The following is a 24,290-nucleotide window of genomic DNA, read 5'->3' on the forward strand; positions in this document are numbered from 1 at the left end:
TATAACTTATGGCTTTTAGCGTGGTGAGGGGAAATGGCTCAAGTCTTTAATTTCAGTTCAGGTCCGGCAATGTTACCGGCAGACGTGCTCAAACAGGCTCAACAGGAGCTGTGTGACTGGAACGGTCTGGGTACGTCGGTGATGGAAGTCAGCCACCGGGGTAAAGCGTTTATTCAGGTGGCGGAAGAAGCAGAAAAGGATTTTCGCGATCTGCTGAACATTCCCTCGAACTACAAAGTATTGTTCTGTCACGGCGGTGGACGCGGCCAGTTTGCGGGTATCCCGCTCAATCTACTGGGCGACAAAACCACCGCTGATTACGTTGATGCCGGCTACTGGGCGGCCAGTGCGGTAAAAGAAGCGCACAAATATTGCACGCCGAATGTCATCGATGCCAAAGTGACCGTTGACGGTCTGCGCGCCGTGAAGCCGATGAGTGAGTGGCAGCTTTCTGACAACGCCGCGTATCTTCACTACTGCCCGAACGAAACCATCGACGGTATTGCCATTCACGAAGAGCCAGACTTTGGCGAAAATGTCATTGTGACGGCGGATCTCTCTTCAACCATTCTGTCCACCCCGCTGGATGTCAGCCGCTACGGCGTCATCTACGCGGGTGCCCAGAAAAACATCGGTCCTGCGGGTCTGACTATCGTTATTGTGCGTGAAGACCTGCTGGGGAAAGCCCATAAGTCTTGCCCGTCAATTCTGGATTACACCGTCCTGAACGACAACGATTCCATGTTCAACACCCCACCAACGTTTGCCTGGTATCTCTCCGGCCTGGTCTTCAAATGGCTGAAGCAAAAAGGCGGTGTGGCGCAGATGGATAAGATCAATCAGCAAAAGGCTGAACTGCTGTACGGCGTGATCGACAAGAGCGATTTCTACCGTAACGATGTCGCCAAAACTAACCGTTCGCGCATGAACGTGCCGTTCCAGCTGGCGGACAGCAACCTGGATAACGTGTTCCTGGAAGAGTCCTTCGCGGCGGGTCTGCATGCGCTGAAAGGCCACCGTGTGGTAGGCGGAATGCGCGCCTCTATCTATAACGCCATGCCGCTGGAAGGCGTTAAAGCCCTGACTGATTTCATGATCGACTTCGAACGTCGTCACGGTTAATTGGCTGTTTTTCACCCCCGCAGCGTTCCTGCGGGGTTTTTATTATGTTGAGTTGAGAGTTAAGTTTCATGGAATCCCTGACGTTACAACCTATCGCGCGGGTAGATGGCACCATTAATCTGCCTGGTTCAAAAAGTGTCTCGAACCGCGCTCTGCTGCTGGCAGCTCTGGCAAACGGCACCACCGTCCTCACTAATCTGCTGGACAGCGATGACGTGCGCCATATGCTCAATGCACTGAAAGCGTTGGGCGTTCAGTACGCGCTGTCTGACGATCGTACCCGTTGTGAAGTCACCGGTAACGGCTGCGCGTTACATTCTGCTGAAGCGCTGGAGCTTTTCCTGGGTAACGCCGGTACCGCGATGCGTCCTCTGGCCGCAGCGCTGTGTCTGGGGAGTAACGATATTGTGCTGACCGGTGAGCCGCGAATGAAAGAGCGTCCGATCGGCCATCTGGTGGATGCCCTGCGTCAGGGCGGCGCGCAGATTGATTATCTTGAGCAGGAAAATTACCCGCCCCTGCGTCTGCGCGGGGGATTCACTGGCGGCAATGTTGAGGTTGACGGTAGCGTTTCCAGCCAGTTCCTGACCGCGCTACTGATGACCGCACCGCTGGCACCACAGGACACCGTCATCAGCATTAAAGGCGACCTGGTTTCTAAGCCGTACATTGATATCACCCTGCACCTGATGAACACCTTTGGTGTTGAGGTGGAAAACCAGTCTTATCAGCGTTTCGTGGTTCGCGGTGGGCAGCAGTACCAGTCGCCGGGCCACTACCTGGTTGAAGGCGATGCTTCATCCGCCTCCTATTTCCTTGCCGCAGGCGCGATTAAAGGCGGTACGGTTAAAGTGACGGGCATTGGCCGCAACAGCGTGCAGGGCGATATCCGTTTTGCTGACGTGCTGGAAAAAATGGGCGCGGTGGTGACCTGGGGCGATGACTTCATCTCCTGCACCCACGGTGAGCTGAACGCCATCGATATGGATATGAACCATATTCCGGATGCGGCGATGACCATTGCCACCGCTGCGCTGTTTGCGAAAGGCACCACCACGCTGCGAAACATTTACAACTGGCGTGTGAAAGAGACGGACCGCCTGTTCGCGATGGCAACCGAGCTGCGTAAAGTGGGGGCCGAGGTAGAAGAGGGCGAAGACTACATTCGCGTCACGCCGCCGGCAAAACTGCAATTTGCAGAAATTGGCACCTACAACGATCACCGCATGGCGATGTGTTTCTCGCTGGTGGCGTTGTCAGATACGCCAGTCACTATCCTTGATCCGAAGTGTACGGCAAAAACGTTCCCGGACTACTTCGAACAGCTGGCGCGCATTAGCACCCTGGCCTGATGATCGTATGCCGCATCACCTGATGCGGCATTTCCTTACGCTTTCTGACACTCATCCTCTTTCATTTCTTCTACACTCTGCTTCAATCATTCCGTAATTTGCACGCAAAGGTAACAGTTGCGCACGTTGGCGCGTATAATGCGCGGCGTTCATGTAAACGGTATGCCTTAATTAAGGAGAAAAAGATGACGGCAATTGCCCCGGTAATCACCATTGATGGGCCAAGTGGCGCAGGGAAAGGTACTCTGTGCAAAGCGATGGCGGAAGCATTGCAATGGCATCTTTTAGATTCGGGAGCAATCTATCGCGTGCTGGCGCTGGCTGCGCTGCATCATCATGTGGATGTTGCGTCTGAAGAAGCGCTGGTACCGTTGGCTGCGCATCTGGATGTGCGCTTTGTCTCGACCGATGGCAACCTTGAAGTGATCCTGGAAGGGGAAGATGTCAGCGGTGAAATCCGTACCCAGGAAGTGGCTAATGCGGCCTCTCAGGTGGCGGCTTTCCCACGCGTTCGTGAAGCGCTGTTACGTCGCCAGCGCGGTTTCCGTGAAGCGCCGGGGCTGATCGCCGACGGCCGCGACATGGGAACCGTGGTATTCCCCGATGCGCCAGTGAAAATTTTCCTTGACGCCTCTTCAGAAGAACGTGCTCAACGCCGCATGCTTCAGTTGCAGGAAAAGGGGTTTAGTGTTAACTTTGATCGCCTTTTATCCGAGATAAAAGAGCGCGATGACCGCGATCGTAACCGCGCCGTCGCACCACTTGTTCCCGCGCAAGACGCATTAGTGCTGGATTCAACCAGTTTAACTATTGAGCAAGTGATTGAAAAAGCGCTACAATATGCGCGCCAAAAACTGGCACTCGCGTAATCGCGACCGATTTAGCAGTACCCCCGCTGCAATGGATTGACGGCGGGTATGTGAAACAACCCCATCCGGCACGGAGCCAGGTGGACGTTAATATTAACCTGAAGATTAAACATGACTGAATCTTTTGCTCAACTGTTTGAAGAATCCTTAAAAGAAATCGAAACCCGTCCGGGTTCCATCGTTCGTGGCGTTGTTGTTGCTATCGACAAAGATGTTGTACTGGTTGACGCCGGTCTGAAATCTGAGTCTGCCATCCCGGCTGAGCAGTTCAAAAACGCCCAGGGCGAGCTGGAAATCCAGGTAGGTGACGAAGTTGACGTTGCTCTGGACGCAGTAGAAGACGGCTTCGGCGAAACCCTGCTGTCTCGTGAGAAAGCTAAACGTCACGAAGCATGGATCACGCTGGAAAAAGCTTACGAAGAAGCTGAAACTGTGGTCGGTGTTATCAACGGCAAAGTTAAAGGTGGCTTCACTGTTGAGCTGAATGGTATTCGTGCGTTCCTGCCAGGTTCTCTGGTAGACGTTCGTCCAGTCCGTGACACCCTGCACCTCGAAGGCAAAGAGCTTGAGTTCAAAGTAATCAAGCTGGACCAGAAGCGTAACAACGTTGTTGTTTCCCGTCGTGCCGTTATCGAATCCGAAAACAGCGCAGAACGCGATCAGCTGCTGGAAAACCTGCAGGAAGGCATGGAAGTCAAAGGTATCGTTAAGAACCTCACTGACTACGGCGCATTCGTTGACCTGGGCGGCGTTGATGGCCTGCTGCACATCACCGACATGGCGTGGAAACGCGTTAAGCACCCAAGCGAAATCGTGAACGTGGGCGACGAAATCACTGTTAAAGTGCTGAAGTTCGACCGCGAGCGTACTCGTGTATCCCTCGGCCTGAAACAGCTGGGCGAAGATCCATGGGTAGCTATCGCTAAGCGTTACCCAGAAGGTACTAAACTGACTGGTCGCGTTACCAACCTGACTGACTACGGCTGCTTCGTTGAAATCGAAGAAGGCGTTGAAGGTCTGGTGCACGTTTCCGAAATGGACTGGACCAACAAAAACATCCACCCATCCAAAGTTGTTAACGTTGGTGATGTAGTGGAAGTGATGGTTCTGGATATCGACGAAGAACGTCGTCGTATCTCCCTGGGCCTGAAGCAGTGCAAAAACAACCCATGGCAGCAGTTCGCGGAAACCCACAACAAGGGCGACCGTGTTGAAGGTAAAATCAAGTCTATCACTGACTTCGGTATCTTCATCGGCCTGGACGGCGGCATCGATGGCCTGGTTCACCTGTCTGACATCTCCTGGAACGTTGCAGGCGAAGAAGCAGTTCGTGAATACAAAAAAGGCGACGAAATCGCAGCAGTTGTTCTGCAAGTTGACGCAGAGCGTGAGCGTATCTCCCTGGGCGTTAAACAGCTCGCAGAAGATCCGTTCAACAACTGGGTTGCACTGAACAAGAAAGGCGCAATCGTAAACGGTAAAGTGACTGCTGTTGACGCTAAAGGCGCAACCGTAGAACTGGCTGACGGCGTTGAAGGTTACCTGCGCGCTTCCGAAGCTTCACGTGACCGCGTTGAAGATGCAACTCTGGTTCTGAGCGTTGGTGACGACGTTGAAGCTAAGTTCACCGGTGTTGACCGTAAGAACCGTGCAATCAGCCTGTCTGTTCGTGCTAAAGACGAAGCTGATGAGAAAGATGCAATCGCAACTGTGAACAAACAGGAAGATGCAAACTTTTCTAACAACGCAATGGCTGAAGCTTTCAAAGCAGCTAAAGGCGAGTAAGTTCAGGTTCGCACCATCATTTGAGCTGTAACGCATTTACAGCGCGAAGGATGGAGAGCAGACTTGACAGATTGCAGGATTCGTCCTGTAATCAATAACAAAGGGCGGCTACGGCCGCCCTTGTTTAATAAGCTGTTCAGCTAATGGGTTTGAAAGGAACCGGAGGAATCATGACCAAGTCAGAATTGATTGAAAGACTTGCCAGTCAGCAACCGCATATCCCTGCCAAGGCTGTGGAAGATGCCGTTAAAGAGATGCTGGAGCATATGGCTACCACTCTTGCCCAGGGCGAGCGCATTGAAATCCGCGGTTTCGGTAGTTTTTCTCTGCACTATCGTGCACCACGTACCGGGCGTAACCCGAAGACTGGCGATAAAGTGGAGCTGGAAGGAAAGTATGTTCCGCACTTTAAGCCGGGTAAAGAACTGCGCGATCGCGCCAATATTTACGGTAACTGAGTTTAATCATCAGGGTTAAACTGAGTTTAAAGAAAGCACCTTAGGGTGCTTTTTTTGTATCCCGCCCCTGCATTTCTGAATACGCGCCGCATTTTAATTTTCTCTTTGCTGTAAGCGCTTAAAAACGTTGCAGCGCCTGCTGTAAATCACGTCTTTCCTGTCTGACGACGCATCAGTCCCGCCGCATAATCGCCTGAAACATGGAGGTGAAGATGGGGATCCACGTTATCAGTATGTGCGCCATTCTGGCCATAATCCCGCTCTATTGGTTACCCGTTTTGCCAGATTTGCATCTTGTCTGGTTGCTGATTGCCGCAGGAATTGCGTTATCCGTACAGCAGAGAAAATGGCTCAGGTTTTCAGGACTCGCATTGCTTTTTATGTGCTGGGGGATCCTGGCCGCTCAGGAAAGCGTGTGGCCGATGAACTATTTAACGCAAGCACCGCAGCAGGCCGAGGTGGTCATTACCGCAACGGACGGCGCAACGATGCATCAGGGAAGAATTGTCAGCCTCAATGGAGAACGCGTGTGGGCTGCCATGGGCGTGGCGCTGTATGGCAACTATCTGCCGCAAAACGTCTGCGTGGGTCAACGCTGGGCAATGACCCTGCGGTTCAGGGCGGTACACGGAGAACTCAACGATGGCGGCTATGATTCACAGAAAAATGCCTTTGCCCGACACCAGACGCTGAGTGGACGGTTTACCCATGCGGCGCTCGTTGACGAAGGCTGTAGTCTGCGTGCGCAATACCTGACATCACTACAGAATACTCTTTCAGCATATCAGTGGGGACCCGTGATCCTGGGGCTGGGGATGGGGGAGCGGCTGTCGGTCTCGCGGGAGATAAAAAACCTGATGCGTGATACCGGAACGATGCATCTGATGGCAATCTCGGGATTACATATTGCGCTGGCCGCTTCTGTCATCTGGTTTCTGGCGCGGGGCATTCAGTTCTTCCTGCCGGGCCGCTGGATTATCTGGCAAATCCCCTTGCTGGCAGGGCTGATTTTTGCCGCGTTTTACGCATGGCTAACGGGCTTGCAGCCGCCCGCGCTGCGCACGGTTATCGCGCTTGTGGTACTGGCTGCATTAAAAATGAGTGGTCGCCAGTGGTCGCCCTGGCAGGTATGGCTTACCTGCGTGGCGGCGATCCTGATTTTCGACCCACTGGCGGTACTGTCACAAAGCCTGGCGTTGTCAGCGTTTGCGGTCGCCGCGCTTATTTTTTGGTATCAGTGGTTGCCTCTCCCGCACTGGCAACGTGGCCGGTGCCTGCGGCCGCTGGCGACGCTAGTGTATTTGCAGGTTGGAATGCTGCTGCTTCTGTTGCCGCTTCAGGTCCTGATTTTCCATGGTTTCAGCCTCTCCTCGCTGGTGGCGAACCTGTTTGCCGTTCCTCTGGTCACGTTTATCTCAGTTCCGCTGATCCTGCTCGGCATGTTTCTGCATCTGTTTCCGGTCGCTGCGCTGGAAAGTATTGTCTGGCTGGCTACTGATAAATCTCTGGCAGGGCTTTTCTGGTTATTGATGCGTTTACCGAATGGCTGGCAGGACGTTGATGAACGCTGGCAATACCTGACGTTACTGCCGTGGCTGCTGGTCATTGGCTGGCGATTCAGGGCCTTCAGCGCAGCACCCGCAGTCTGTCTGGCAGGCAGCGTGGTGCTGGCCTTTCCCCTCTGGCACAGGGTTAAAACAGACAGCTGGTCCCTGCATATGCTGGATGTAGGGCAGGGGCTGGCGATGGTCATTGAGCGTCACGGGAAGGCCATTCTGTATGACACCGGGCTGGCATGGCCCGGTGGGGACAGTGCGCAGCAGCTGATTATCCCCTGGCTACGCTGGCATCATCTGAAACCGGAAGGGGCGATCCTGAGCCATGAACATCTCGACCACGCGGGGGGACTGGCATCGCTAAAAGCTGCCTGGCCCGCAATGTGGATCAGGAGCCCCTTATCCTGGTCCGGACATCTTCCGTGCTTTCGAGGACAGCGATGGCAGTGGCAGGGTTTAACGTTCTCCGTGCACTGGCCACCCGAAAACACCTCGGCGAAAGGTAACAACCGCTCCTGCGTGGTAAAAATCGATGACGGCGAACAGAGCGTTTTACTGACCGGAGACATTGAAGCGCAGGCAGAACTGGCAATGCTGAGCCACCGCTGGCGTCAGCTTGCGTCTACACTGATTCAGGTGCCGCATCATGGAAGTAACACGTCATCTTCAACACCGTTGCTACAGCGCGTAGAGGGGCAGGTTTCGCTGGCCTCGATGGCTCGCTATAACGCGTGGCGTTTCCCTTCTATTAAAGTGGTCCGGCGCTATCGAACGGAGGGATATCTCTGGCTTGATACCCCGCATTCCGGGCAGATATCTGTGACCTTTTCGCACCATAGTCGGCAAATTCGTCGCTTACGCGAACACTATTTACCGCGTTGGTATCATCAGTGGTTTGGCGCGCCCGTAGATAACGGGTAGAATATGCGGCTATTTCAACAAATGCTGGTTTTTTGAATGCATAACGACAAAGATCTCTCCACGTGGCAAACGTTCCGCCGGCTCTGGCCGATGATTGCTCCTTTCAAAGCAGGCTTGATCGTGGCGGGCGTAGCGTTAATCCTCAACGCAGCCAGCGATACGTTTATGTTATCGCTTCTCAAACCGTTACTGGATGACGGTTTCGGTAAAACGGATCGTTCAGTGCTGCTATGGATGCCGCTGGTGGTTATTGGGCTGATGATCTTACGCGGAATCTCCAGCTATGTATCCAGCTACTGCATCTCCTGGGTATCCGGTAAAGTGGTGATGACCATGCGCCGCCGGCTGTTCAGCCATATGATGGGGATGCCGGTCTCATTCTTTGACAAACAGTCAACCGGCACCCTGCTGTCGCGTATTACCTACGATTCAGAGCAGGTGGCGTCGTCCTCTTCCAGCGCACTGATTACCGTTGTGCGTGAAGGCGCATCCATCATCGGCCTGTTCGCGATGATGTTCTATTACAGCTGGCAACTGTCGCTGATCCTTATTGTGCTGGCGCCGATTGTCTCCATCGCGATCCGCGTGGTATCAAAGCGTTTTCGCAACATCAGTAAAAATATGCAGAATACGATGGGGCAGGTGACGACCAGCGCCGAGCAGATGCTGAAAGGCCATAAGGAAGTGTTGATTTTCGGCGGTCAGGAAGTCGAAACCAAACGCTTTGACAAGGTCAGCAACAGAATGCGCCTGCAAGGAATGAAAATGGTATCGGCCTCGTCGATTTCCGATCCGATCATTCAGCTGATTGCCTCTCTGGCCCTGGCCTTCGTCCTGTATGCCGCCAGTTTCCCGAGCGTCATGGAAACCCTGACTGCGGGTACCATTACGGTGGTGTTCTCATCCATGATTGCGCTGATGCGTCCGCTGAAATCGCTGACTAACGTCAACGCCCAGTTCCAGCGCGGGATGGCAGCCTGTCAGACGCTGTTCAGCATCCTCGATTCCGAACAGGAAAAAGATGAAGGAACACGCGTGATCGAGCGCGCTAAAGGCGACCTGGAATTCCGTAACGTCACCTTTACCTATCCAGGCCGTGAAGTGCCGGCGCTGCGTGATATCAGCCTGTCCATCCCGGCGGGTAAAACCGTCGCGCTGGTCGGTCGTTCCGGTTCGGGCAAGTCGACCATTGCCAGCCTGATTACCCGTTTCTACGATATCGACCAGGGCGAGATCCTGCTTGATGGTCACGACCTGCGGGAATATACCCTCCAGTCGCTGCGTAACCAGGTCGCGCTGGTCTCGCAGAACGTGCATCTCTTCAACGATACGGTGGCGAACAACATTGCCTATGCCCGTACCGAAGAGTACAGCCGTGAAGAGATTGAGAATGCGGCGCGTATGGCCTATGCGATGGACTTCATTAACAAAATGGATAACGGTCTGGATACGATCATTGGCGAAAACGGGGTGCTGCTCTCCGGTGGTCAGCGTCAGCGTATCGCGATTGCCCGTGCGCTGCTGCGCAACAGCCCGATTCTGATCCTCGATGAAGCAACGTCCGCACTGGATACGGAATCTGAACGCGCTATCCAGTCTGCTCTGGATGAATTACAGAAAAACCGTACCTCGCTGGTTATCGCGCACCGTCTGTCGACCATCGAACAGGCTGACGAAATCGTGGTGGTGGAAGATGGCGTGATCGTTGAACGCGGCAGCCATGCGGACCTGCTGGAACAGCGTGGTGTTTACGCGCAGCTTCATAAAATGCAGTTCGGTCAATGATTGCACGCATCTGGTCGGGTGAATCCCCTCTGTGGGTGCTGCTTCTCCCGCTCTCCTGGCTGTATGGCCTGGTGAGCGGTGCTATTCGTCTGCTTTACCGCCTCGGGATCAAGCGCGCCTGGCGCGCACCGGTACCGGTGGTGGTGGTCGGCAACCTGACGGCGGGTGGAAACGGCAAAACCCCAGTGGTGATCTGGCTGGTAGAACAGCTCCAGAGGCGCGGTATCCGCCCGGGAGTTGTCTCACGCGGTTACGGTGGTAAAGCGGCGCAGTATCCACTGGTGCTGAGCCCAGCTACGACAACCGCTGAAGCCGGTGATGAGCCGGTACTGATTTACCAGCGTACCGGCGCGCCGGTTGCGGTATCGCCGGTGCGCAGTGATGCCGTGAAGGCACTGCTTGCGGAGCATGACGTACAAATCGTTATTACCGATGATGGTTTGCAGCATTACGCGCTGGCGCGTGACAAAGAGATCGTGGTCATTGACGGCGTGCGGCGTTTTGGCAACGGCTGGTGGCTGCCAGCCGGCCCTGTACGTGAGCGAGCGTCGCGCCTGAAGAGCGTCGATGCCGTGATTGTGAACGGTGGTGAAGCCAGAGCGGGCGAAATCCCGATGCATCTTCGTCCCGGACAGGCCGTGAATATGTTGACCGGCGAGCGCATAGACGTCGCGCAACTGGAACATCTGGTTGCGATGGCCGGTATAGGTCATCCGCCGCGTTTCTTCGCAACGCTGGAGCAGTGCGGCGCAAAGCTTGATAAACGGGTGCCGCTGGCCGATCACCAGGCGTTAGTTGCCGAAGAGGTTGAAAGGCTGGCAGCGCCGGGACAGACGCTGATCATGACGGAAAAAGACGCGGTAAAATGCCGGGCCTTTGCGAAAGAAAACTGGTGGTATCTGCCGGTTGACGCTGAACTCAGCGGCGAACAGCCGGAACATTTGCTCAAGGAACTGCTCGCGTTAGTGCAGTAACTTCTACGCGGTTCCGGTGGCGCTTTGACTGACAGGAAAACGCATGTCTCTACCGCAACTCTCACTTGCAGCCGCACGAAACTTGCATCTTGCCGCCCAGGGGCTTCTGAAAAAGCCCCGTCGCCGCGCGCAGCCAGCGGATATCCTCTCTACCGTGCAACGCATGTCGTTGTTGCAAATCGACACCATTAACATCGTGGCGCGTAGCCCGTATCTGGTCCTGTTTAGCCGCCTGGGAAACTATCCTCCGCAGTGGCTGGATAATGCGCTAAGTCAGGGCGAACTGATGGAATACTGGGCGCATGAAGCCTGTTTTCTCCCACGCAGCGATTTTGCACTGGTGCGTCACCGCATGCTCGCCCCGGACAAAATGGGCTGGAAATACCGTCAGGAGTGGATGGTGGAACACGCGGATGAAATAGAGCAACTGATTGCCCATATTCAGGAAAACGGGCCGGTACGCTCCGCGGATTTTGAACACCCGCGAAAAGGCGCAAGCGGATGGTGGGAGTGGAAACCGCACAAACGCCATCTTGAAGGGCTGTTTACGTCGGGCAAAGTGATGGTGGTCGAGCGTCGCAACTTTCAGCGCGTCTATGACCTCACACACCGCGTTATGCCTCACTGGGACGATACGCGTGACCTGCTGTCTCAGGACGCTGCCGAAGCCATCATGCTCGGGAATAGCGCCCGCAGCCTTGGCATCTTCCGTCCACAGTGGCTGGCGGATTATTATCGTCTGCGTCAGCCGCAGCTAAAACCACTGCTGGAATCGTGGCAGCGCGAACAGCGCGTCATGCCGGTCTCGGTAGAGTCGTTAGGTGAAATGTGGTTGCATGCGGATTTGTTCCCTCTGCTGGCGCAGGCGCAGGAGGGCAAACTCCAGGCGACCCACAGTGCCGTGCTCTCGCCGTTCGACCCCGTTGTCTGGGACAGAAAGCGGGCCGGGCAGTTGTTTAATTTCAGCTACCGTCTGGAATGCTACACTCCGGCGCCCAGGCGGCAGTATGGTTATTTTGTTTTGCCGCTGCTGCACAAAGGCCAGCTAGTCGGGCGCATGGACGCTAAAATGCACCGTAAAACCGGCATGCTTGAAATTATCGCGCTCTGGCTTGAAGAGGGCATAAAGGTGACGGCTGGCCTGGAAAAAGGGTTAACGACTGCGCTCAGTGAATTTGCCCGCTGGCAGGGGGCGCATGAAATTGTACTCGGTCGCGTGCCTGTGGGGCTGTTTACGACCCGTCGAGGTGGCTGGGAAACAGGCACTCCCTGAAAAGGGAATGTGATAAGCTTTAGCGATTACCCATACGGAGGAACTATGGATCACCGTTTACTTGAAATTATTGCCTGCCCGGTGTGCAACGGCAAACTGTATTACAGCCAGGATAAACAAGAGCTGATTTGCAAACTGGACAGCCTGGCGTTCCCGCTGCGTGACGGTATTCCGGTCCTGCTGGAAAATGAAGCCCGTTCCCTGGTGGCAGAAGAGATCAAACCATGAGTTTTGTTGTCATTATCCCTGCGCGTTATGCTTCAACGCGCCTGCCAGGTAAACCGCTGGTGGATATCAATGGCAAACCGATGATTGTGCATGTCCTTGAACGGGCACGCGAATCGGGCGCCGGACGCGTCATCGTCGCCACCGATCACCCGGATGTTGCGCGCGCGGTTGAGGCCGCGGGTGGGGAAGTGTGCATGACCCGTGCCGATCATCAGTCAGGCACCGAGCGCCTGGCGGAAGTCGTCGAAAAATGCGGTTTCAGCGACGAGACGGTGATTGTGAACGTGCAGGGCGATGAGCCGATGATCCCGGCGGCGATTATCCGTCAGGTGGCCGACAACCTGGCACAGCGTCAGGTCGGGATGGCGACCCTCGCGGTGCCGATTCACCACGCTGAAGAGGCGTTCAATCCGAATGCGGTGAAAGTGGTCATGGACGCAGAGGGCTACGCGCTCTATTTCTCCCGCGCCACCATTCCGTGGGATCGCGATCGTTTCGCGCAATCGAAAGAGACAATCGGCGAAACCTTCCTGCGCCACATCGGTATTTACGGCTACCGCGCCGGCTTTATTCGTCGCTACGTCGCCTGGGCACCAAGCCCGCTGGAGCATATTGAAATGCTCGAACAGCTTCGCGTGCTGTGGTACGGCGAGAAAATTCACGTTGCGGTTGCCCAGGAAATCCCAGGCACCGGCGTGGATACCCCTGAAGATCTCGAGCGCGTACGCGTCGAAATGCGTTAATTCGCTGGCATCCCCTCGTTCGGGGGGATGTTCTCCCGCCTGGCTATTTTCCTTTTCTTTTTCATTATTGATCTCTACCGGGTGACATCCGGGTTTCGCGCGCTCATTATAAAAGCAGTAGTCTTAATGGGGGTAATCTCATATGGAACAGCTGCGTGCTGAACTCAGCCATCTCCTTGGCGAAAAGCTAAGCCGGGTGGAATGCGTGAATGAAAAGGCCGATACCGCACTCTGGTCGTTGTACGACAGTCAGGGAAACCCCATGCCGCTGATGGCCAGAAGTTTTACCTCGCCGGGCGTCGCCAGACAGCTGGCCTGGAAAATGTCGATGCTGGCGCGGGAAGGGACTGTCCGCATGCCGACGGTCTACGGCGTGATGACCCATGAGGAGCATCCCGGCCCGGATGTTCTGCTTATCGAACGTTTACGCGGGGTTTCTGTTGAAGCCCCGACGCGTACACCGGAGCGCTGGGAACAGCTGAAAGATCAGATTGTCGAGGCTCTGCTTGCCTGGCATCGGCAGGACAGCCGGGGTCTTGTTGGCGCGGTGGACAGCACGCAGGAAAACCTGTGGCCGCTGTGGTATCGCCAGCGTGTTGAAGTGCTGTGGGGCACGCTGAACCAGTTCAACAACACCGGTTTAACGATGCAGGACAAACGTATTTTATTCCGCACCCGGGAGTGTCTGCCGACGCTGTTTGAGGGCTTTAACGACAACTGCGTGCTGGTTCACGGCAATTTCACGCTGCGCAGTATGCTTAAAGACTCGCGCAGCGACCAGTTGCTGGCGATGGTCGGGCCGGGGATCATGCTCTGGGCGCCGCGCGAGTACGAACTGTTCAGGCTGAGCGAGGGCGGGGCGGCGGAAGATTTGCTCTGGCACTATCTTCAGCGCGCCCCCGTTGCGGAGGCCTTTCTCTGGCGACGCTGGCTCTATCTTCTCTGGGATGAGGTGGCGCAGCTGGTCAACACCGGGCGCTTTAATCGCGCCAGTTTCGATCTGGCCGCAAAATCACTCCTGCCCTGGCTTGCCTGACGAACCTTTGAGCCACTGCCAGAGGCGGCCAAGCGTCTCGTAGCCGACGCGATCGCTGTGCATCAGCCATACCGGGGACGGGATTATCCGTTCCCACGGATTGAGCGGGGCGTCAATAGCCATCTGGTTTGCCGGAGCAGGAAGCGGATGCAGGCCCTGCTTCTTAAAGAAAATCATTGCGCGCGGCAGGTGTGAAGCAGAGGTCACCAGCAGGAACGGTACATCACCGATGGCCTGTTTCACCGCCGCCGCCTCTTCTTCGGTATCTTTTGGGCTATCCAGCGTGATGATGGCGGAACGTGGTACGCCAAGCGATTCAGCCACTCTTGCTCCTGCTTCAGCGGTACTGACCGGGTTGGTTTTTGCCGCAGCGCCCGTGAAGATCATCTTCGATCCCGGATTGGCCAGCCACAGGCGGATCCCCTCGTTCAGGCGCGGCAGGCTGTTGTTGATCAGGTTTGAGCTGGGCGCCCAGTTCGGATCCCAGGTATACCCGCCGCCCAGCACCACGATATAGCCCACCTTCTGATTTCCCTGCCATGTCGGGTAGGTGTTTTCAATCGGACGTAATAAACCGTCAGCGACCGGTTGCAGGCTGAGTAACAGCAGCGCCAGCCAGCCCATGGTAACGAGGGATTTACCGCTTTTCTGAAAGCGGCTAAACCATATCAATGCCAGCCCCAGCGCGATGAGAAGCAACAGCAGGGGAAGGGGAAGCATCATGCCTCCAATATATTTTTTTAGGGTAAAAAGCATCCTTTTTGGTTCCTTTTTTAACCATACAGCAGGCGATTGTCGGTGATATTACACCAGAGTGGTTCATTCTCCGCGCGGGTGTGACAAAATAGCGGTTTTGCAGTGAGTGGAACCCTCCCAATGCGGGATCGCAATTTTGATGACATCGCGGAAAAGTTTTCGCGCAACATTTATGGCACCACCAAAGGTCAGCTTCGTCAGACGATCCTCTGGCAGGATCTGGACAAGCTGCTGGCTGAATTCGGTGACCGACCGTTGCGCGTGCTGGATGCCGGCGGTGGGGAAGGTCAGACTGCAATTCTGATGGCGCAGCGGGGACATCACGTCACGCTTTGCGATCTTTCTGCCGAGATGGTTGCGCGCGCAGGGCGAGCGGCAGAAGAGAAAGGTGTGAGCGACAACATGCATTTTATACATTGCGCCGCTCAGGACATTCCGCAGCATTTGGAAACGCAGGTTGATCTGATATTGTTTCATGCTGTGCTCGAATGGGTAGCCGAACCACAAGCGATGTTAAAAACGCTGTGGTCGATGTTGCGCCCGGGCGGTGCGTTATCGCTGATGTTTTACAATGCCAACGGCCTGCTAATGCGAAACGTGCTGGTCGGCAATTTTGGCTATGTACAGCAGGGCATGTATAAAAAGAAACGACGCACGCTTTCACCGGATTTCCCCCGTGAACCGCAGCAGGTCTATGGCTGGCTGGAGGAGATCGGTTGGGAAATTACCGGCAAAACCGGCGTGAGGGTGTTTCATGATTATCTGCGTGATAAACAAAAACAGGATGACTGTTTAGACGCCTTAACAGAAATAGAGACGCGGTACTGCCGCCAGGAGCCTTATCTGAGCCTTGGCCGCTATATACACGTCACCGCGCGCAAGCCGCAGATGCAAGGATAATCTATGAGTGAATTTTCCCAGACAGTCCCCGAACTGGTTGCCTGGGCCAGGAAAAACGATTTCTCCATCTCGCTGCCGGTAGACAGACTCTCATTCCTGCTGGCGGTTGCGACGCTAAACGGCGAACGCCTGGATGGCGAAATGAGTGAAGGCGAACTGGTGGATGCGTTCCGCCACGTCAGTGATGCGTTTGAGCAAACCAGCGAAACCATTAGCGTGCGTGCCAACAACGCAATCAATGATATGGTGCGTCAACGTCTGCTGAACCGCTTTACCAGCGAGCAGGCGGAAGGAAACGCCATCTATCGTCTTACGCCACTGGGCATTGGCATTACCGACTATTACATCCGCCAGCGCGAATTTTCCACGCTGCGTCTCTCCATGCAGCTCTCTATTGTTGCAGGTGAGCTGAAGCGTGCCGCCGACGCGGCTGATGAAAACGGTGACGAATTCCACTGGCATCGCAACGTTTACGCGCCGCTGAAATACTCGGTCGCCGAGATTTTCGACAGTATCGATCTGACTCAACGTCTGATGGACGAACAGCAGCAGCAGGTGAAAGACGATATCGCTCAACTGCTTAATAAAGACTGGCGTGCGGCCATCTCCAGCTGTGAACTCTTGCTGTCAGAAACGTCGGGTACGCTGCGTGAGTTGCAGGATACGCTGGAGGCGGCGGGAGATAAGCTACAGGCCAATCTGCTACGCATTCAGGACGCGACGATGGCGCACGACGATCTGCATTTTATCGACCGTCTGGTGTTTGATTTGCAGAGCAAGCTTGACCGCATTATCAGCTGGGGCCAGCAGTCGATCGACCTGTGGATCGGTTACGACCGCCACGTGCATAAATTTATCCGTACCGCCATCGATATGGATAAGAATCGCGTCTTTGCTCAACGTCTGCGCCAGTCGGTACAGACCTACTTCGATGCGCCGTGGGCGCTGACCTACGCCAACGCCGATCGTCTGCTGGATATGCGCGACGAAGAGATGGCGCTGCGTGATGAAGAGGTCACCGGTGAACTGCCACCGGATCTGGAATACGAAGAATTTAACGAAATTCGCGAGCAGCTTGCGGCGATGATCGAAGAACAGCTTGCTGTCTACAAAACCAGACAAGCACCGCTGGATCTTGGCCTCGTGGTACGCGACTATCTGGCGCAGTATCCGCGCGCGCGCCACTTCGATGTTGCCCGCATTGTTGTAGACCAGGCGGTGCGCCTGGGCATCGCACAAGCCGATTTCACCGGACTGCCGCCGAAGTGGCAGCCGATTAACGATTACGGAGCCAAGGTACAGGCGCATGTCATTGACAAATATTGAACACGTGATGCCAGTTAAGCTGGCACAGGCGCTGGCGAATCCGTTGTTTCCGGCGCTGGACAGCCAACTGCGTGCCGGTCGTCACATTGGCCTTGACGAGCTGGATAATCACGCCTTTTTGATGGACTTTCAGGAGTACCTGGAAGAGTTTTACGCTCGCTATAACGTTGAGCTGATCCGCGCGCCGGAAGGGTTTTTCTACCTGCGTCCGCGCTCTACCACGCTTATTCCGCGCTCGGTGCTTTCCGAACTGGATATGATGGTCGGCAAAATTCTCTGCTACCTCTATCTCAGCCCGGAACGTCTGGCGAATGAAGGGATCTTCACCCAGCAGGAGCTTTACGATGAGCTGCTGTCGCTGGCGGATGAAAGCAAACTGCTCAAGCTGGTGAATAACCGCTCAACGGGGTCCGATCTGGACCGTCAGAAATTACAGGAAAAAGTTCGCTCTTCCCTGAACCGTCTGCGCCGTCTGGGAATGGTCTGGTTCATGGGTCACGACAGCAGCAAGTTCCGTATTACCGAATCGGTCTTCCGCTTTGGCGCCGACGTGCGTGCGGGTGACGATGCGCGTGAAGCGCAGCTGCGCATGATCCGCGACGGTGAAGCAATGCCGGTGGAAAACCATTTGCAGCTCAATGACGAGCACGAAGAGAATCAGCCGGATAGCGGGGAGGAAGAGTAATGATTGAACGCGGTAAATTTCGCTCACTAACGCTGATTAACTGGAACGGCTTCTTTGCCCGAACCTTCGATCTGGATGAGCTGGTGACAACGCTCTCCGGTGGTAACGGGGCGGGTAAATCCACCACCATGGCGGCCTTCGTGACGGCGCTGATCCCTGACCTGACCCTGCTGCACTTCCGTAACACCACCGAAGCGGGCGCCACGAGCGGCTCCCGCGATAAAGGTCTGCACGGTAAGCTGAAAGCGGGCGTCTGTTATTCCGTACTGGACGTGATCAACTCCCGTCATCAGCGCGTGGTTGTAGGCGTGCGCCTGCAACAGGTTGCCGGTCGCGACCGTAAAGTCGATATCAAACCGTTTGCGATCCAGGGGCTGCCAACCTCCGTGCAGCCGACCGCGCTGCTGACGGAAACCCTGAATGAACGTCAGGCGCGCGTCCTGACGCTCCAGGAGCTGAAAGACAAGCTGGAAGCCATCGAAGGCGTGCAGTTTAAGCAGTTTAACTCCATTACCGACTACCACTCTCTGATGTTCGATCTCGGTGTGGTAGCCCGTCGTCTGCGCAGCGCGTCAGATCGTAGTAAATACTACCGTCTGATTGAAGCCTCCCTGTACGGCGGTATCTCCAGCGCCATTACCCGCTCCCTGCGCGACTACCTGCTGCCGGAAAACAGCGGCGTGCGTAAGGCCTTCCAGGATATGGAAGCCGCGCTGCGTGAAAACCGCATGACGCTGGAAGCGATTCGCGTCACACAGTCTGATCGCGACCTGTTTAAGCACCTGATCAGCGAAGCCACCAACTACGTGGCGGCGGACTATATGCGCCACGCCAACGAGCGCCGTATTCATCTCGACCAGGCGCTGGAGTATCGCCGCGAGCTGTTTACCTCCCGCAAACAGCTGGTGGCTGAGCAGTATAAGCATGTCGAAATGGCGCGCGAACTGGGCGAGCACAACGGTGCGGAAGGGGATCTGGAAGCCGATTACCAGGCGGCCAGCGATCACCTGAACCTGGTGCAGACCGCGCTGCGTCAGCAGGAAAAAATCGAGCGCTATGAAGCCGATCTGGATGAGCTGCAAATTCGTCTTGAAGAGCAAAATGAAGTGGTGGCCGAAGCCGCCGATTTGCAGGAAGAGAACGAAGCCCGCGCGGAAGCCGCCGAGCTGGAAGTGGATGAGCTGAAAAGCCAGCTTGCTGATTACCAGCAGGCGCTGGACGTGCAGCAGACGCGTGCGATTCAGTACAACCAGGCGTTGCAGGCGTTGCAGCGTGCCAAAGAGCTGTGCCATCTGCCGGACCTGACCCCGGAAAGCGCTGACGAATGGCTGGATACCTTCCAGGCCAAAGAGCAGGAAGCCACTGAGAAACTGCTTTCTCTCGATCAGAAAATGAGCGTGGCGCAAACGGCGCATAGCCAGTTTGAGCAGGCGTACCAGCTGGTGGTGGCGATCAACGGTCCGCTGGCGCGTAACGAAGCGTGGGACGTTGCCCGTGAGCTGCTGCGCGACGGCGTCAATCAACGCCATCTGGCCGAACAGGTGCAGCCGCTGCGCATGCGCCTGAACGAGCTGGAACAGCGTCTGCGTGAACAGCAGGAAGCCGAGCGTCTGCTGGCGGAATTCTGCAAGCGTCAGGGTAAAAATTACGATTTCGACGAGCTTGAGGCCCTGCACCAGGAGCTGGAAGCGCGTATTGCGGCCCTGTCGGATACCGTATCGAACGCCAGCGAACAGCGCATGACGCTGCGTCAGGAGCTGGAACAGCTTCAGTCGCGTTCGAAGACGCTCTTACAGCGTGCGCCGATCTGGCTGGCTGCACAAAGCAGCCTGAACCAGCTCAGCGAACAGTGTGGCCAGGAGTTTTCCTCCAGCCAGGACGTCACCGAATACATGCAACAGCTGCTGGAGCGCGAGCGTGAAGCGATTGTTGAGCGTGACGAAGTGGGTGCGCGCAAGCGTGACGTCGATGAAGAGATTGAGCGTTTAAGCCAGCCTGGCGGCTCAGAAGATCCGCGCCTGAATGCCTTAGCCGAGCGTTTCGGCGGCGTGCTGCTGTCTGAAATTTACGACGATGTCGGCCTGGACGATGCGCCGTACTTCTCCGCGCTGTACGGTCCATCCCGTAACGCGATTGTGGTGCCGGATCTGTCGCTGATTTCGGACCAGCTTGCAGGGCTGGAAGACTGCCCGGAAGATCTCTACCTCATCGAAGGGGATCCGCAGTCGTTTGATGACAGCGTATTCAGCGTCGACGAGCTGGAAAAAGCGGTGGTGGTGAAAATCGCCGATCGCCAGTGGCGCTATTCGCGCTTCCCGGAACTGCCGCTGTTTGGCCGCGCCGCGCGTGAAAACCGTATTGAAAGCCTGCACGCCGAGCGCGAAACGCTTTCTGAACGTTTTGCAACCCTGTCGTTTGATGTTCAAAAAACGCAGCGTCTGCATCAGGCGTTCAGCCGCTTTATCGGCAGCCACCTGGGCGTTGCCTTTGAGCCCGATCCGGAAGCTGAAATCCGCAAGCTCAACACCCGCCGTGGTGAGCTGGAGCGTGCGCTTGCCAGCCATGAAAATGACAACCAGCAAAGCCGCGTGCAGTTCGAGCAGGCGAAAGAGGGCGTTGCGGCCCTTAACCGCATCCTGCCGCGCCTGAACCTGCTGGCGGACGATACGCTCGCCGACCGCGTGGACGAAATTCAGGAACGTCTGGACGAAGCGCAGGAAGCGGCGCGCTTTGTGCAGCAGCACGGCAATCAGCTGGCAAAACTGGAGCCGATGGTTTCCGTTCTCCAGAGCGACCCGGAACAGTTTGAGCAGTTAAAAGAGGATTATGCCTGGTCACAGCAGGTGCAGCGCGAAGCGCGTCAGCAGGCGTTTGCCCTGACGGAAGTGGTGCAACGTCGCGCACACTTCGGCTACTCCGATTCAGCAGAAATGCTGAGCGGGAACAGCGATCTTAATGAAAAGCTGCGCCAGCGTCTTGAGCAGGCCGAAGCAGAGCGTACGCGCGCCCGTGAAGCGATGCGTACTCACGCCGCACAGCTGAGCCAGTACAGCCAGGTCATGGCCTCGCTGAAAAGCTCCTTCGACACCAAGAAAGAGCTGTTAAACGATCTGCATAAAGAGTTGCAGGACATCGGCGTTCGCGCCGACAGCGGTGCAGAAGAGCGGGCGCGTATTCGCCGCGATGAACTGCATGCTCAGCTCAGTAACAACCGCGCGCGTCGTAATCAGCTGGAAAAAGCGCTGACCTTCTGTGAAGCAGAGATGGACAACCTGACGCGACGCCTGCGCAAGCTGGAGCGTGACTATCATGAGATGCGTGAACAGGTTGTGACCGCGAAGGCGGGGTGGTACGCGGTGATGCGCATGGTGAAAGATAACAACGTGGAGCGTCGTCTGCATCGTCGCGAGCTGGCGTACCTGTCAGCCGATGAACTGCGCTCTATGTCGGATAAGGCGCTGGGCGCGCTGCGTCTGGCGGTGGCGGACAATGAACACCTGCGCGACGTGCTGCGTATGTCCGAAGATCCGAAGCGTCCTGAGCGCAAAATTCAGTTCTTCGTGGCGGTTTATCAGCACTTACGCGAGCGTATTCGTCAGGACATCATCCGTACCGACGATCCGGTGGAAGCGATCGAACAGATGGAGATCGAGCTGGGCCGTCTGACGGAGGAGCTGACCTCCCGCGAGCAGAAGCTGGCAATCAGCTCCCGCAGCGTGGCGAATATTATTCGTAAAACCATTCAGCGCGAGCAGAACCGCATCCGTCAGCTGAACCAGGGCCTGCAAAGCGTGTCGTTTGGCCAGGTCAACAGCGTGCGGCTGAACGTGAACGTGCGTGAGGCGCACTCCACGCTGCTGGACGTGTTGTCTGAACAGCACGAACAGCATCAGGATCTGTTCAACAGTAACCGCCTGACCTTCTCCGAAGCGCTGGCGAAGCTATATCAGCGTCTGAATCCGCAGATTGACATGGGCCAGCGTACGCCGCAAACCATCGGCGAGGAGCTGCTGGACTACCGCAACTATCTGGAAATGGAAGTTGAGGTTAACCGTGGCTCAGACGGCTGGCTGCGCGCGGAATCCGGTGCGCTCTCTACCGGTGAAGCTATCGGTACCGGTATGTCGATTCTGGTGATGGTGGTGCAGAGCTGGGAAGATGAAGCGCGTCGTCTGCGCGGCAAAGACATCTCACCATGCCGTCTGCTGTTCCTCGATGAAGCCGCGCGTCTCGACGCCCGCTCCATCGCCACGCTGTTTGAGCTTTGCGAGCGACTCGATATGCAGCTCATCATCGCGGCGCCGGAAAACATCAGTCCGGAAAAAGGGACAACCTATAAGCTGGTGCGTAAGGTGTTCCAGAACAGTGAACACGTACACGTCGTGGGCCTGCGTGGTTTCGCCCCGCAGCCACCGGAGTCTTTACCGGGCACGGCTGACGCCTCTTAACGCGGGGTGTGATAAAGGGCGGCGCTCAGGCGCCGCTTTTTTTATTCACTTAACTTGTGTTCAGGGCTGCGTTATCTTTAAACTTCTTTACATAAGGTAAGGCAGCAGCGAGTATGCCTTTCTATACTGAAGGAAAGCTCCAGAATAATGGGCATGTCGTGAAAAACAGGGGGCAAGGGATGTTGCTTAAGAAAAATCGTGGTCGTCAGCTGTCTGCGCTGAGTTTGTGCCTGACAGTGATGTTTGCTCCACTGTTTACCGCTCAGGCCGATGAGCCTGAAATTGTACCGACTGACAGCTCCGCGACGATGGGCGCGCAGCCGACGTCGCTGTCACAACCGCTGGATCAGTCTCCGGCGACGGCCATCATGGCCGGTATTAAACCGCTGCCGGAAGGCATCGATACTGAATCATTACGCCAGCAGCTTATGACCGGCCTGCCCTCGGGCTATACTCCCGCTTATATTAACCAGCTCACGTTGCTTTACGCTGCGCGCGATATGAAACCGATGTGGGAGAATCGCGAGGCGGTACGAGCCTTCCAGCAGCAGCTGGCTGAAGTGGCGATTGCAGGTTTTCAGCCGCAGTTCACGACCTGGGTTGAACTCCTGACCGACCCTGCTGTTACCGGACAGGCGCGTGACGTGGTGCTGTCTGATGCCATGATGGGTTACTTACAGTTTGTGGCGGGGATTTCGGTGAACGGCAACCGCTGGTTATACAGCAGCAAACCGTACAAGCTGGCGACGCCTGCGCTGTCCGTTATTAATCAGTGGCAGCTGTCGCTGGATAACGGCGAACTGCCGCGCTTTATCGCAAGCCTTGCGCCTGCCCATCCGCAATATGCCACGATGCATCAGTCGCTTCTTGAGCTGGTTGCGGATTCCCGCCCGTGGCCTCAGCTGCGTGGCACCACAACGCTGCGTCCGGGGCAGTGGAGCAGCGATGTGCCTGCGATCCGCGAAATTATGAAACGCTCCGGCATTCTCGACAGCGGCCCTAAAATTGCTCTGCCCGGTGACGAGACGCAAAATGCGGTCGTCAGCCCGTCGGCGCCGGTAAAAGAGAAAACGGCCGTTGCGTTGAGCAATAAGCCCGCCGCTTACGATCGCGAGCTGGTCGCCGCAGTGAAGCAGTTCCAGGCCGCGCAGGGGCTTGGCGCTGACGGCGTGATTGGTCCATCTACTCGCGACTGGCTGAACGTCTCTCCGGCCCAGCGGGCAGGAGTGCTGGCGTTGAATATCCAGCGCTTGCGCTTGCTGCCGGGCACGTTATCCACCGGCATTATGGTCAACATTCCGGCGTACTCCCTGGTCTACTATCAGGACGGTAGCGAAGTGCTGGCGTCCCGCGTGATTGTCGGCCGACCTGACCGAAAAACGCCAATGATGAGCAGCGCGCTGAATAACGTGGTGGTTAACCCGCCGTGGAACGTGCCGCCGACGCTGGCGCGCAAAGATATCCTGCCTAAGGTATGGAATGACCCGGGTTATCTGGAGCGACATAACTATACAGTGATGCGTGGCTGGAACAGCAAAGAAGCGATTGATCCCTGGATGGTCGACTGGTCAACGATTACGCCTTCGAACCTGCCGTTCCGTTTCCAGCAGGCACCGGGCGCACATAACTCGCTGGGACGTTACAAATTCAATATGCCAAGTTCGGACGCTATCTACCTGCATGATACCCCGAACCATAATCTGTTCCAGAAAGATGCACGCGCGCTTAGCTCGGGCTGTGTTCGCGTGAACAAGGCCTCCGAGCTGGCAAATATGCTGTTGCAGGATGCAGGCTGGAACGATACGCGGATATCAGATGCCCTGAAGCAGGGGGATACGCGTTACGTCAATATTCGCCACAATATTCCGGTCAATCTTTATTATCTGACGGCGTTTGTAGGCGCAGACGGACGTACCCAGTATCGTACAGATATTTACAATTATGATCTGACAGCGCGATCAGGCGCACAAATTTTGCCAAAAGCGGAACAATTAATCAGGTAAATGAAGTAGTTCGGTGAAAATGATTGTCGTAAGTTATGGTGAATATGAGGCGATCTGGCTGCAAGCCGCG

Annotated in this window: 18 protein-coding genes; 17 read left to right on the plus strand and 1 reads right to left on the minus strand. The window is 55.9% G+C overall.

Annotation, left to right across the window (positions count from 1 at the left end; all coding sequences use genetic code 11):
* Positions 1 to 33 precede the first annotated feature (33 nt).
* From serC to RS584_RS07560, 12 genes are all read left to right on the plus strand, one after another.
* Positions 34 to 1,122, plus strand: coding sequence for a 3-phosphoserine/phosphohydroxythreonine transaminase (serC, locus tag RS584_RS07505; RefSeq protein WP_017384829.1), 1,089 nt, complete (start codon positions 34 to 36; stop codon positions 1,120 to 1,122).
* Between the two features lie 68 nt (positions 1,123 to 1,190).
* Positions 1,191 to 2,474: a 3-phosphoshikimate 1-carboxyvinyltransferase gene (gene aroA / locus RS584_RS07510; RefSeq protein ID WP_032670211.1), complete on the plus strand. Its 1,284-nt coding sequence runs from the start codon at positions 1,191 to 1,193 to the stop codon at positions 2,472 to 2,474.
* Between the two features lie 185 nt (positions 2,475 to 2,659).
* Positions 2,660 to 3,343 (plus strand): (d)CMP kinase, encoded by a 684-nt coding sequence (gene cmk, locus RS584_RS07515; protein WP_015570968.1) that lies wholly within the window; start codon positions 2,660 to 2,662, stop codon positions 3,341 to 3,343.
* Positions 3,344 to 3,454: 111 nt separating this feature from the next.
* Complete coding sequence (gene rpsA, locus RS584_RS07520; RefSeq protein WP_003858235.1) at positions 3,455 to 5,128, plus strand: 30S ribosomal protein S1; 1,674 nt, start codon at positions 3,455 to 3,457, stop codon at positions 5,126 to 5,128.
* Between the two features lie 170 nt (positions 5,129 to 5,298).
* Positions 5,299 to 5,586 carry an integration host factor subunit beta gene (gene ihfB, locus RS584_RS07525; RefSeq protein ID WP_003858233.1) on the plus strand — a complete coding sequence of 96 codons (288 nt, stop codon included), beginning with the start codon at positions 5,299 to 5,301 and terminating at the stop codon, positions 5,584 to 5,586.
* Positions 5,587 to 5,798: 212 nt separating this feature from the next.
* Entirely contained in the window at positions 5,799 to 8,063 is a 2,265-nt protein-coding gene (locus tag RS584_RS07530) for a ComEC family protein (RefSeq protein WP_045329580.1), read from the plus strand.
* Between the two features lie 36 nt (positions 8,064 to 8,099).
* Complete coding sequence (gene msbA, locus RS584_RS07535) at positions 8,100 to 9,848, plus strand: lipid A ABC transporter ATP-binding protein/permease MsbA (protein ID WP_003858227.1); 1,749 nt, start codon at positions 8,100 to 8,102, stop codon at positions 9,846 to 9,848.
* On the plus strand, positions 9,845 to 10,822 hold the full coding sequence (gene lpxK / locus RS584_RS07540) for a tetraacyldisaccharide 4'-kinase (protein ID WP_315749206.1): 978 nt from the start codon (positions 9,845 to 9,847) through the stop codon (positions 10,820 to 10,822). The genes msbA and lpxK overlap by 4 nt, the downstream gene beginning before the upstream one ends.
* Positions 10,823 to 10,865: 43 nt before the next feature.
* On the plus strand, positions 10,866 to 12,095 hold the full coding sequence (locus RS584_RS07545) for a winged helix-turn-helix domain-containing protein (RefSeq protein ID WP_315749208.1): 1,230 nt from the start codon (positions 10,866 to 10,868) through the stop codon (positions 12,093 to 12,095).
* A gap of 45 nt (positions 12,096 to 12,140) precedes the next feature.
* Complete coding sequence (gene ycaR, locus RS584_RS07550) at positions 12,141 to 12,323, plus strand: protein YcaR (protein WP_003858220.1); 183 nt, start codon at positions 12,141 to 12,143, stop codon at positions 12,321 to 12,323.
* Positions 12,320 to 13,066: a 3-deoxy-manno-octulosonate cytidylyltransferase gene (gene kdsB / locus RS584_RS07555; RefSeq protein ID WP_015570964.1), complete on the plus strand. Its 747-nt coding sequence runs from the start codon at positions 12,320 to 12,322 to the stop codon at positions 13,064 to 13,066. The genes ycaR and kdsB overlap by 4 nt, the downstream gene beginning before the upstream one ends.
* A 142-nt stretch (positions 13,067 to 13,208) precedes the next feature.
* Positions 13,209 to 14,102 carry a YcbJ family phosphotransferase gene (locus RS584_RS07560; protein ID WP_003858216.1) on the plus strand — a complete coding sequence of 298 codons (894 nt, stop codon included), beginning with the start codon at positions 13,209 to 13,211 and terminating at the stop codon, positions 14,100 to 14,102.
* On the opposite strand, the gene elyC is transcribed toward RS584_RS07560, so the two are convergent.
* Positions 14,079 to 14,858, minus strand: a complete 780-nt coding sequence (gene elyC, locus RS584_RS07565) for an envelope biogenesis factor ElyC (protein ID WP_315749211.1) — start codon at positions 14,856 to 14,858, stop codon at positions 14,079 to 14,081. The two genes, RS584_RS07560 and elyC, sit on opposite strands and share 24 nt — an antisense overlap.
* Positions 14,859 to 14,978: 120 nt before the next feature.
* Between elyC and cmoM the strand changes: the two genes are divergently transcribed.
* From cmoM to ldtD, 5 genes are all read left to right on the plus strand, one after another.
* Positions 14,979 to 15,758, plus strand: a complete 780-nt coding sequence (cmoM, locus tag RS584_RS07570) for a tRNA uridine 5-oxyacetic acid(34) methyltransferase CmoM (RefSeq protein WP_006809373.1) — start codon at positions 14,979 to 14,981, stop codon at positions 15,756 to 15,758.
* Between the two features lie 3 nt (positions 15,759 to 15,761).
* Entirely contained in the window at positions 15,762 to 17,084 is a 1,323-nt protein-coding gene (gene mukF, locus RS584_RS07575; protein WP_015570962.1) for a chromosome partition protein MukF, read from the plus strand.
* Positions 17,065 to 17,769, plus strand: a complete 705-nt coding sequence (gene mukE / locus RS584_RS07580) for a chromosome partition protein MukE (protein WP_017384823.1) — start codon at positions 17,065 to 17,067, stop codon at positions 17,767 to 17,769. The genes mukF and mukE overlap by 20 nt, the downstream gene beginning before the upstream one ends.
* Positions 17,769 to 22,217, plus strand: coding sequence for a chromosome partition protein MukB (gene mukB / locus RS584_RS07585; RefSeq protein ID WP_315749213.1), 4,449 nt, complete (start codon positions 17,769 to 17,771; stop codon positions 22,215 to 22,217). Before mukE ends, mukB begins: the two co-directional genes overlap by 1 nt.
* Before the next feature lie 179 nt (positions 22,218 to 22,396).
* Positions 22,397 to 24,220: a L,D-transpeptidase gene (gene ldtD / locus RS584_RS07590; RefSeq protein WP_032647901.1), complete on the plus strand. Its 1,824-nt coding sequence runs from the start codon at positions 22,397 to 22,399 to the stop codon at positions 24,218 to 24,220.
* Positions 24,221 to 24,290: the final 70 nt, after the last annotated feature.

It is taken from the genome of Enterobacter sp. DTU_2021_1002640_1_SI_PRY_ASU_LCPMC_013 (assembly GCF_032389435.1).
In the GTDB taxonomy this organism is placed as follows: Bacteria; Pseudomonadota; Gammaproteobacteria; order Enterobacterales; family Enterobacteriaceae; genus Enterobacter; species Enterobacter hormaechei_C.

Excerpts from the sequence above, each read along its gene's own strand:
- serC (WP_017384829.1), top strand. The coding sequence starts at position 34 with ATGGCTCAAGTCTTTAATTTCAGTTCAGGTCCGGCAATGTTACCGGCA.
- aroA (WP_032670211.1), top strand. The coding sequence starts at position 1,191 with ATGGAATCCCTGACGTTACAACCTATCGCGCGGGTAGATGGCACCATT.
- cmk (WP_015570968.1), top strand. The coding sequence starts at position 2,660 with ATGACGGCAATTGCCCCGGTAATCACCATTGATGGGCCAAGTGGCGCA.
- rpsA (WP_003858235.1), top strand. The coding sequence starts at position 3,455 with ATGACTGAATCTTTTGCTCAACTGTTTGAAGAATCCTTAAAAGAAATC.
- ihfB (WP_003858233.1), top strand. The coding sequence starts at position 5,299 with ATGACCAAGTCAGAATTGATTGAAAGACTTGCCAGTCAGCAACCGCAT.
- RS584_RS07530 (WP_045329580.1), top strand. The coding sequence starts at position 5,799 with ATGGGGATCCACGTTATCAGTATGTGCGCCATTCTGGCCATAATCCCG.
- msbA (WP_003858227.1), top strand. The coding sequence starts at position 8,100 with ATGCATAACGACAAAGATCTCTCCACGTGGCAAACGTTCCGCCGGCTC.
- lpxK (WP_315749206.1), top strand. The coding sequence starts at position 9,845 with ATGATTGCACGCATCTGGTCGGGTGAATCCCCTCTGTGGGTGCTGCTT.
- RS584_RS07545 (WP_315749208.1), top strand. The coding sequence starts at position 10,866 with ATGTCTCTACCGCAACTCTCACTTGCAGCCGCACGAAACTTGCATCTT.
- ycaR (WP_003858220.1), top strand. The coding sequence starts at position 12,141 with ATGGATCACCGTTTACTTGAAATTATTGCCTGCCCGGTGTGCAACGGC.
- kdsB (WP_015570964.1), top strand. The coding sequence starts at position 12,320 with ATGAGTTTTGTTGTCATTATCCCTGCGCGTTATGCTTCAACGCGCCTG.
- RS584_RS07560 (WP_003858216.1), top strand. The coding sequence starts at position 13,209 with ATGGAACAGCTGCGTGCTGAACTCAGCCATCTCCTTGGCGAAAAGCTA.
- elyC (WP_315749211.1), bottom strand. The coding sequence starts at position 14,858 with ATGCTTTTTACCCTAAAAAAATATATTGGAGGCATGATGCTTCCCCTT.
- cmoM (WP_006809373.1), top strand. The coding sequence starts at position 14,979 with ATGCGGGATCGCAATTTTGATGACATCGCGGAAAAGTTTTCGCGCAAC.
- mukF (WP_015570962.1), top strand. The coding sequence starts at position 15,762 with ATGAGTGAATTTTCCCAGACAGTCCCCGAACTGGTTGCCTGGGCCAGG.
- mukE (WP_017384823.1), top strand. The coding sequence starts at position 17,065 with ATGTCATTGACAAATATTGAACACGTGATGCCAGTTAAGCTGGCACAG.
- mukB (WP_315749213.1), top strand. The coding sequence starts at position 17,769 with ATGATTGAACGCGGTAAATTTCGCTCACTAACGCTGATTAACTGGAAC.
- ldtD (WP_032647901.1), top strand. The coding sequence starts at position 22,397 with ATGTTGCTTAAGAAAAATCGTGGTCGTCAGCTGTCTGCGCTGAGTTTG.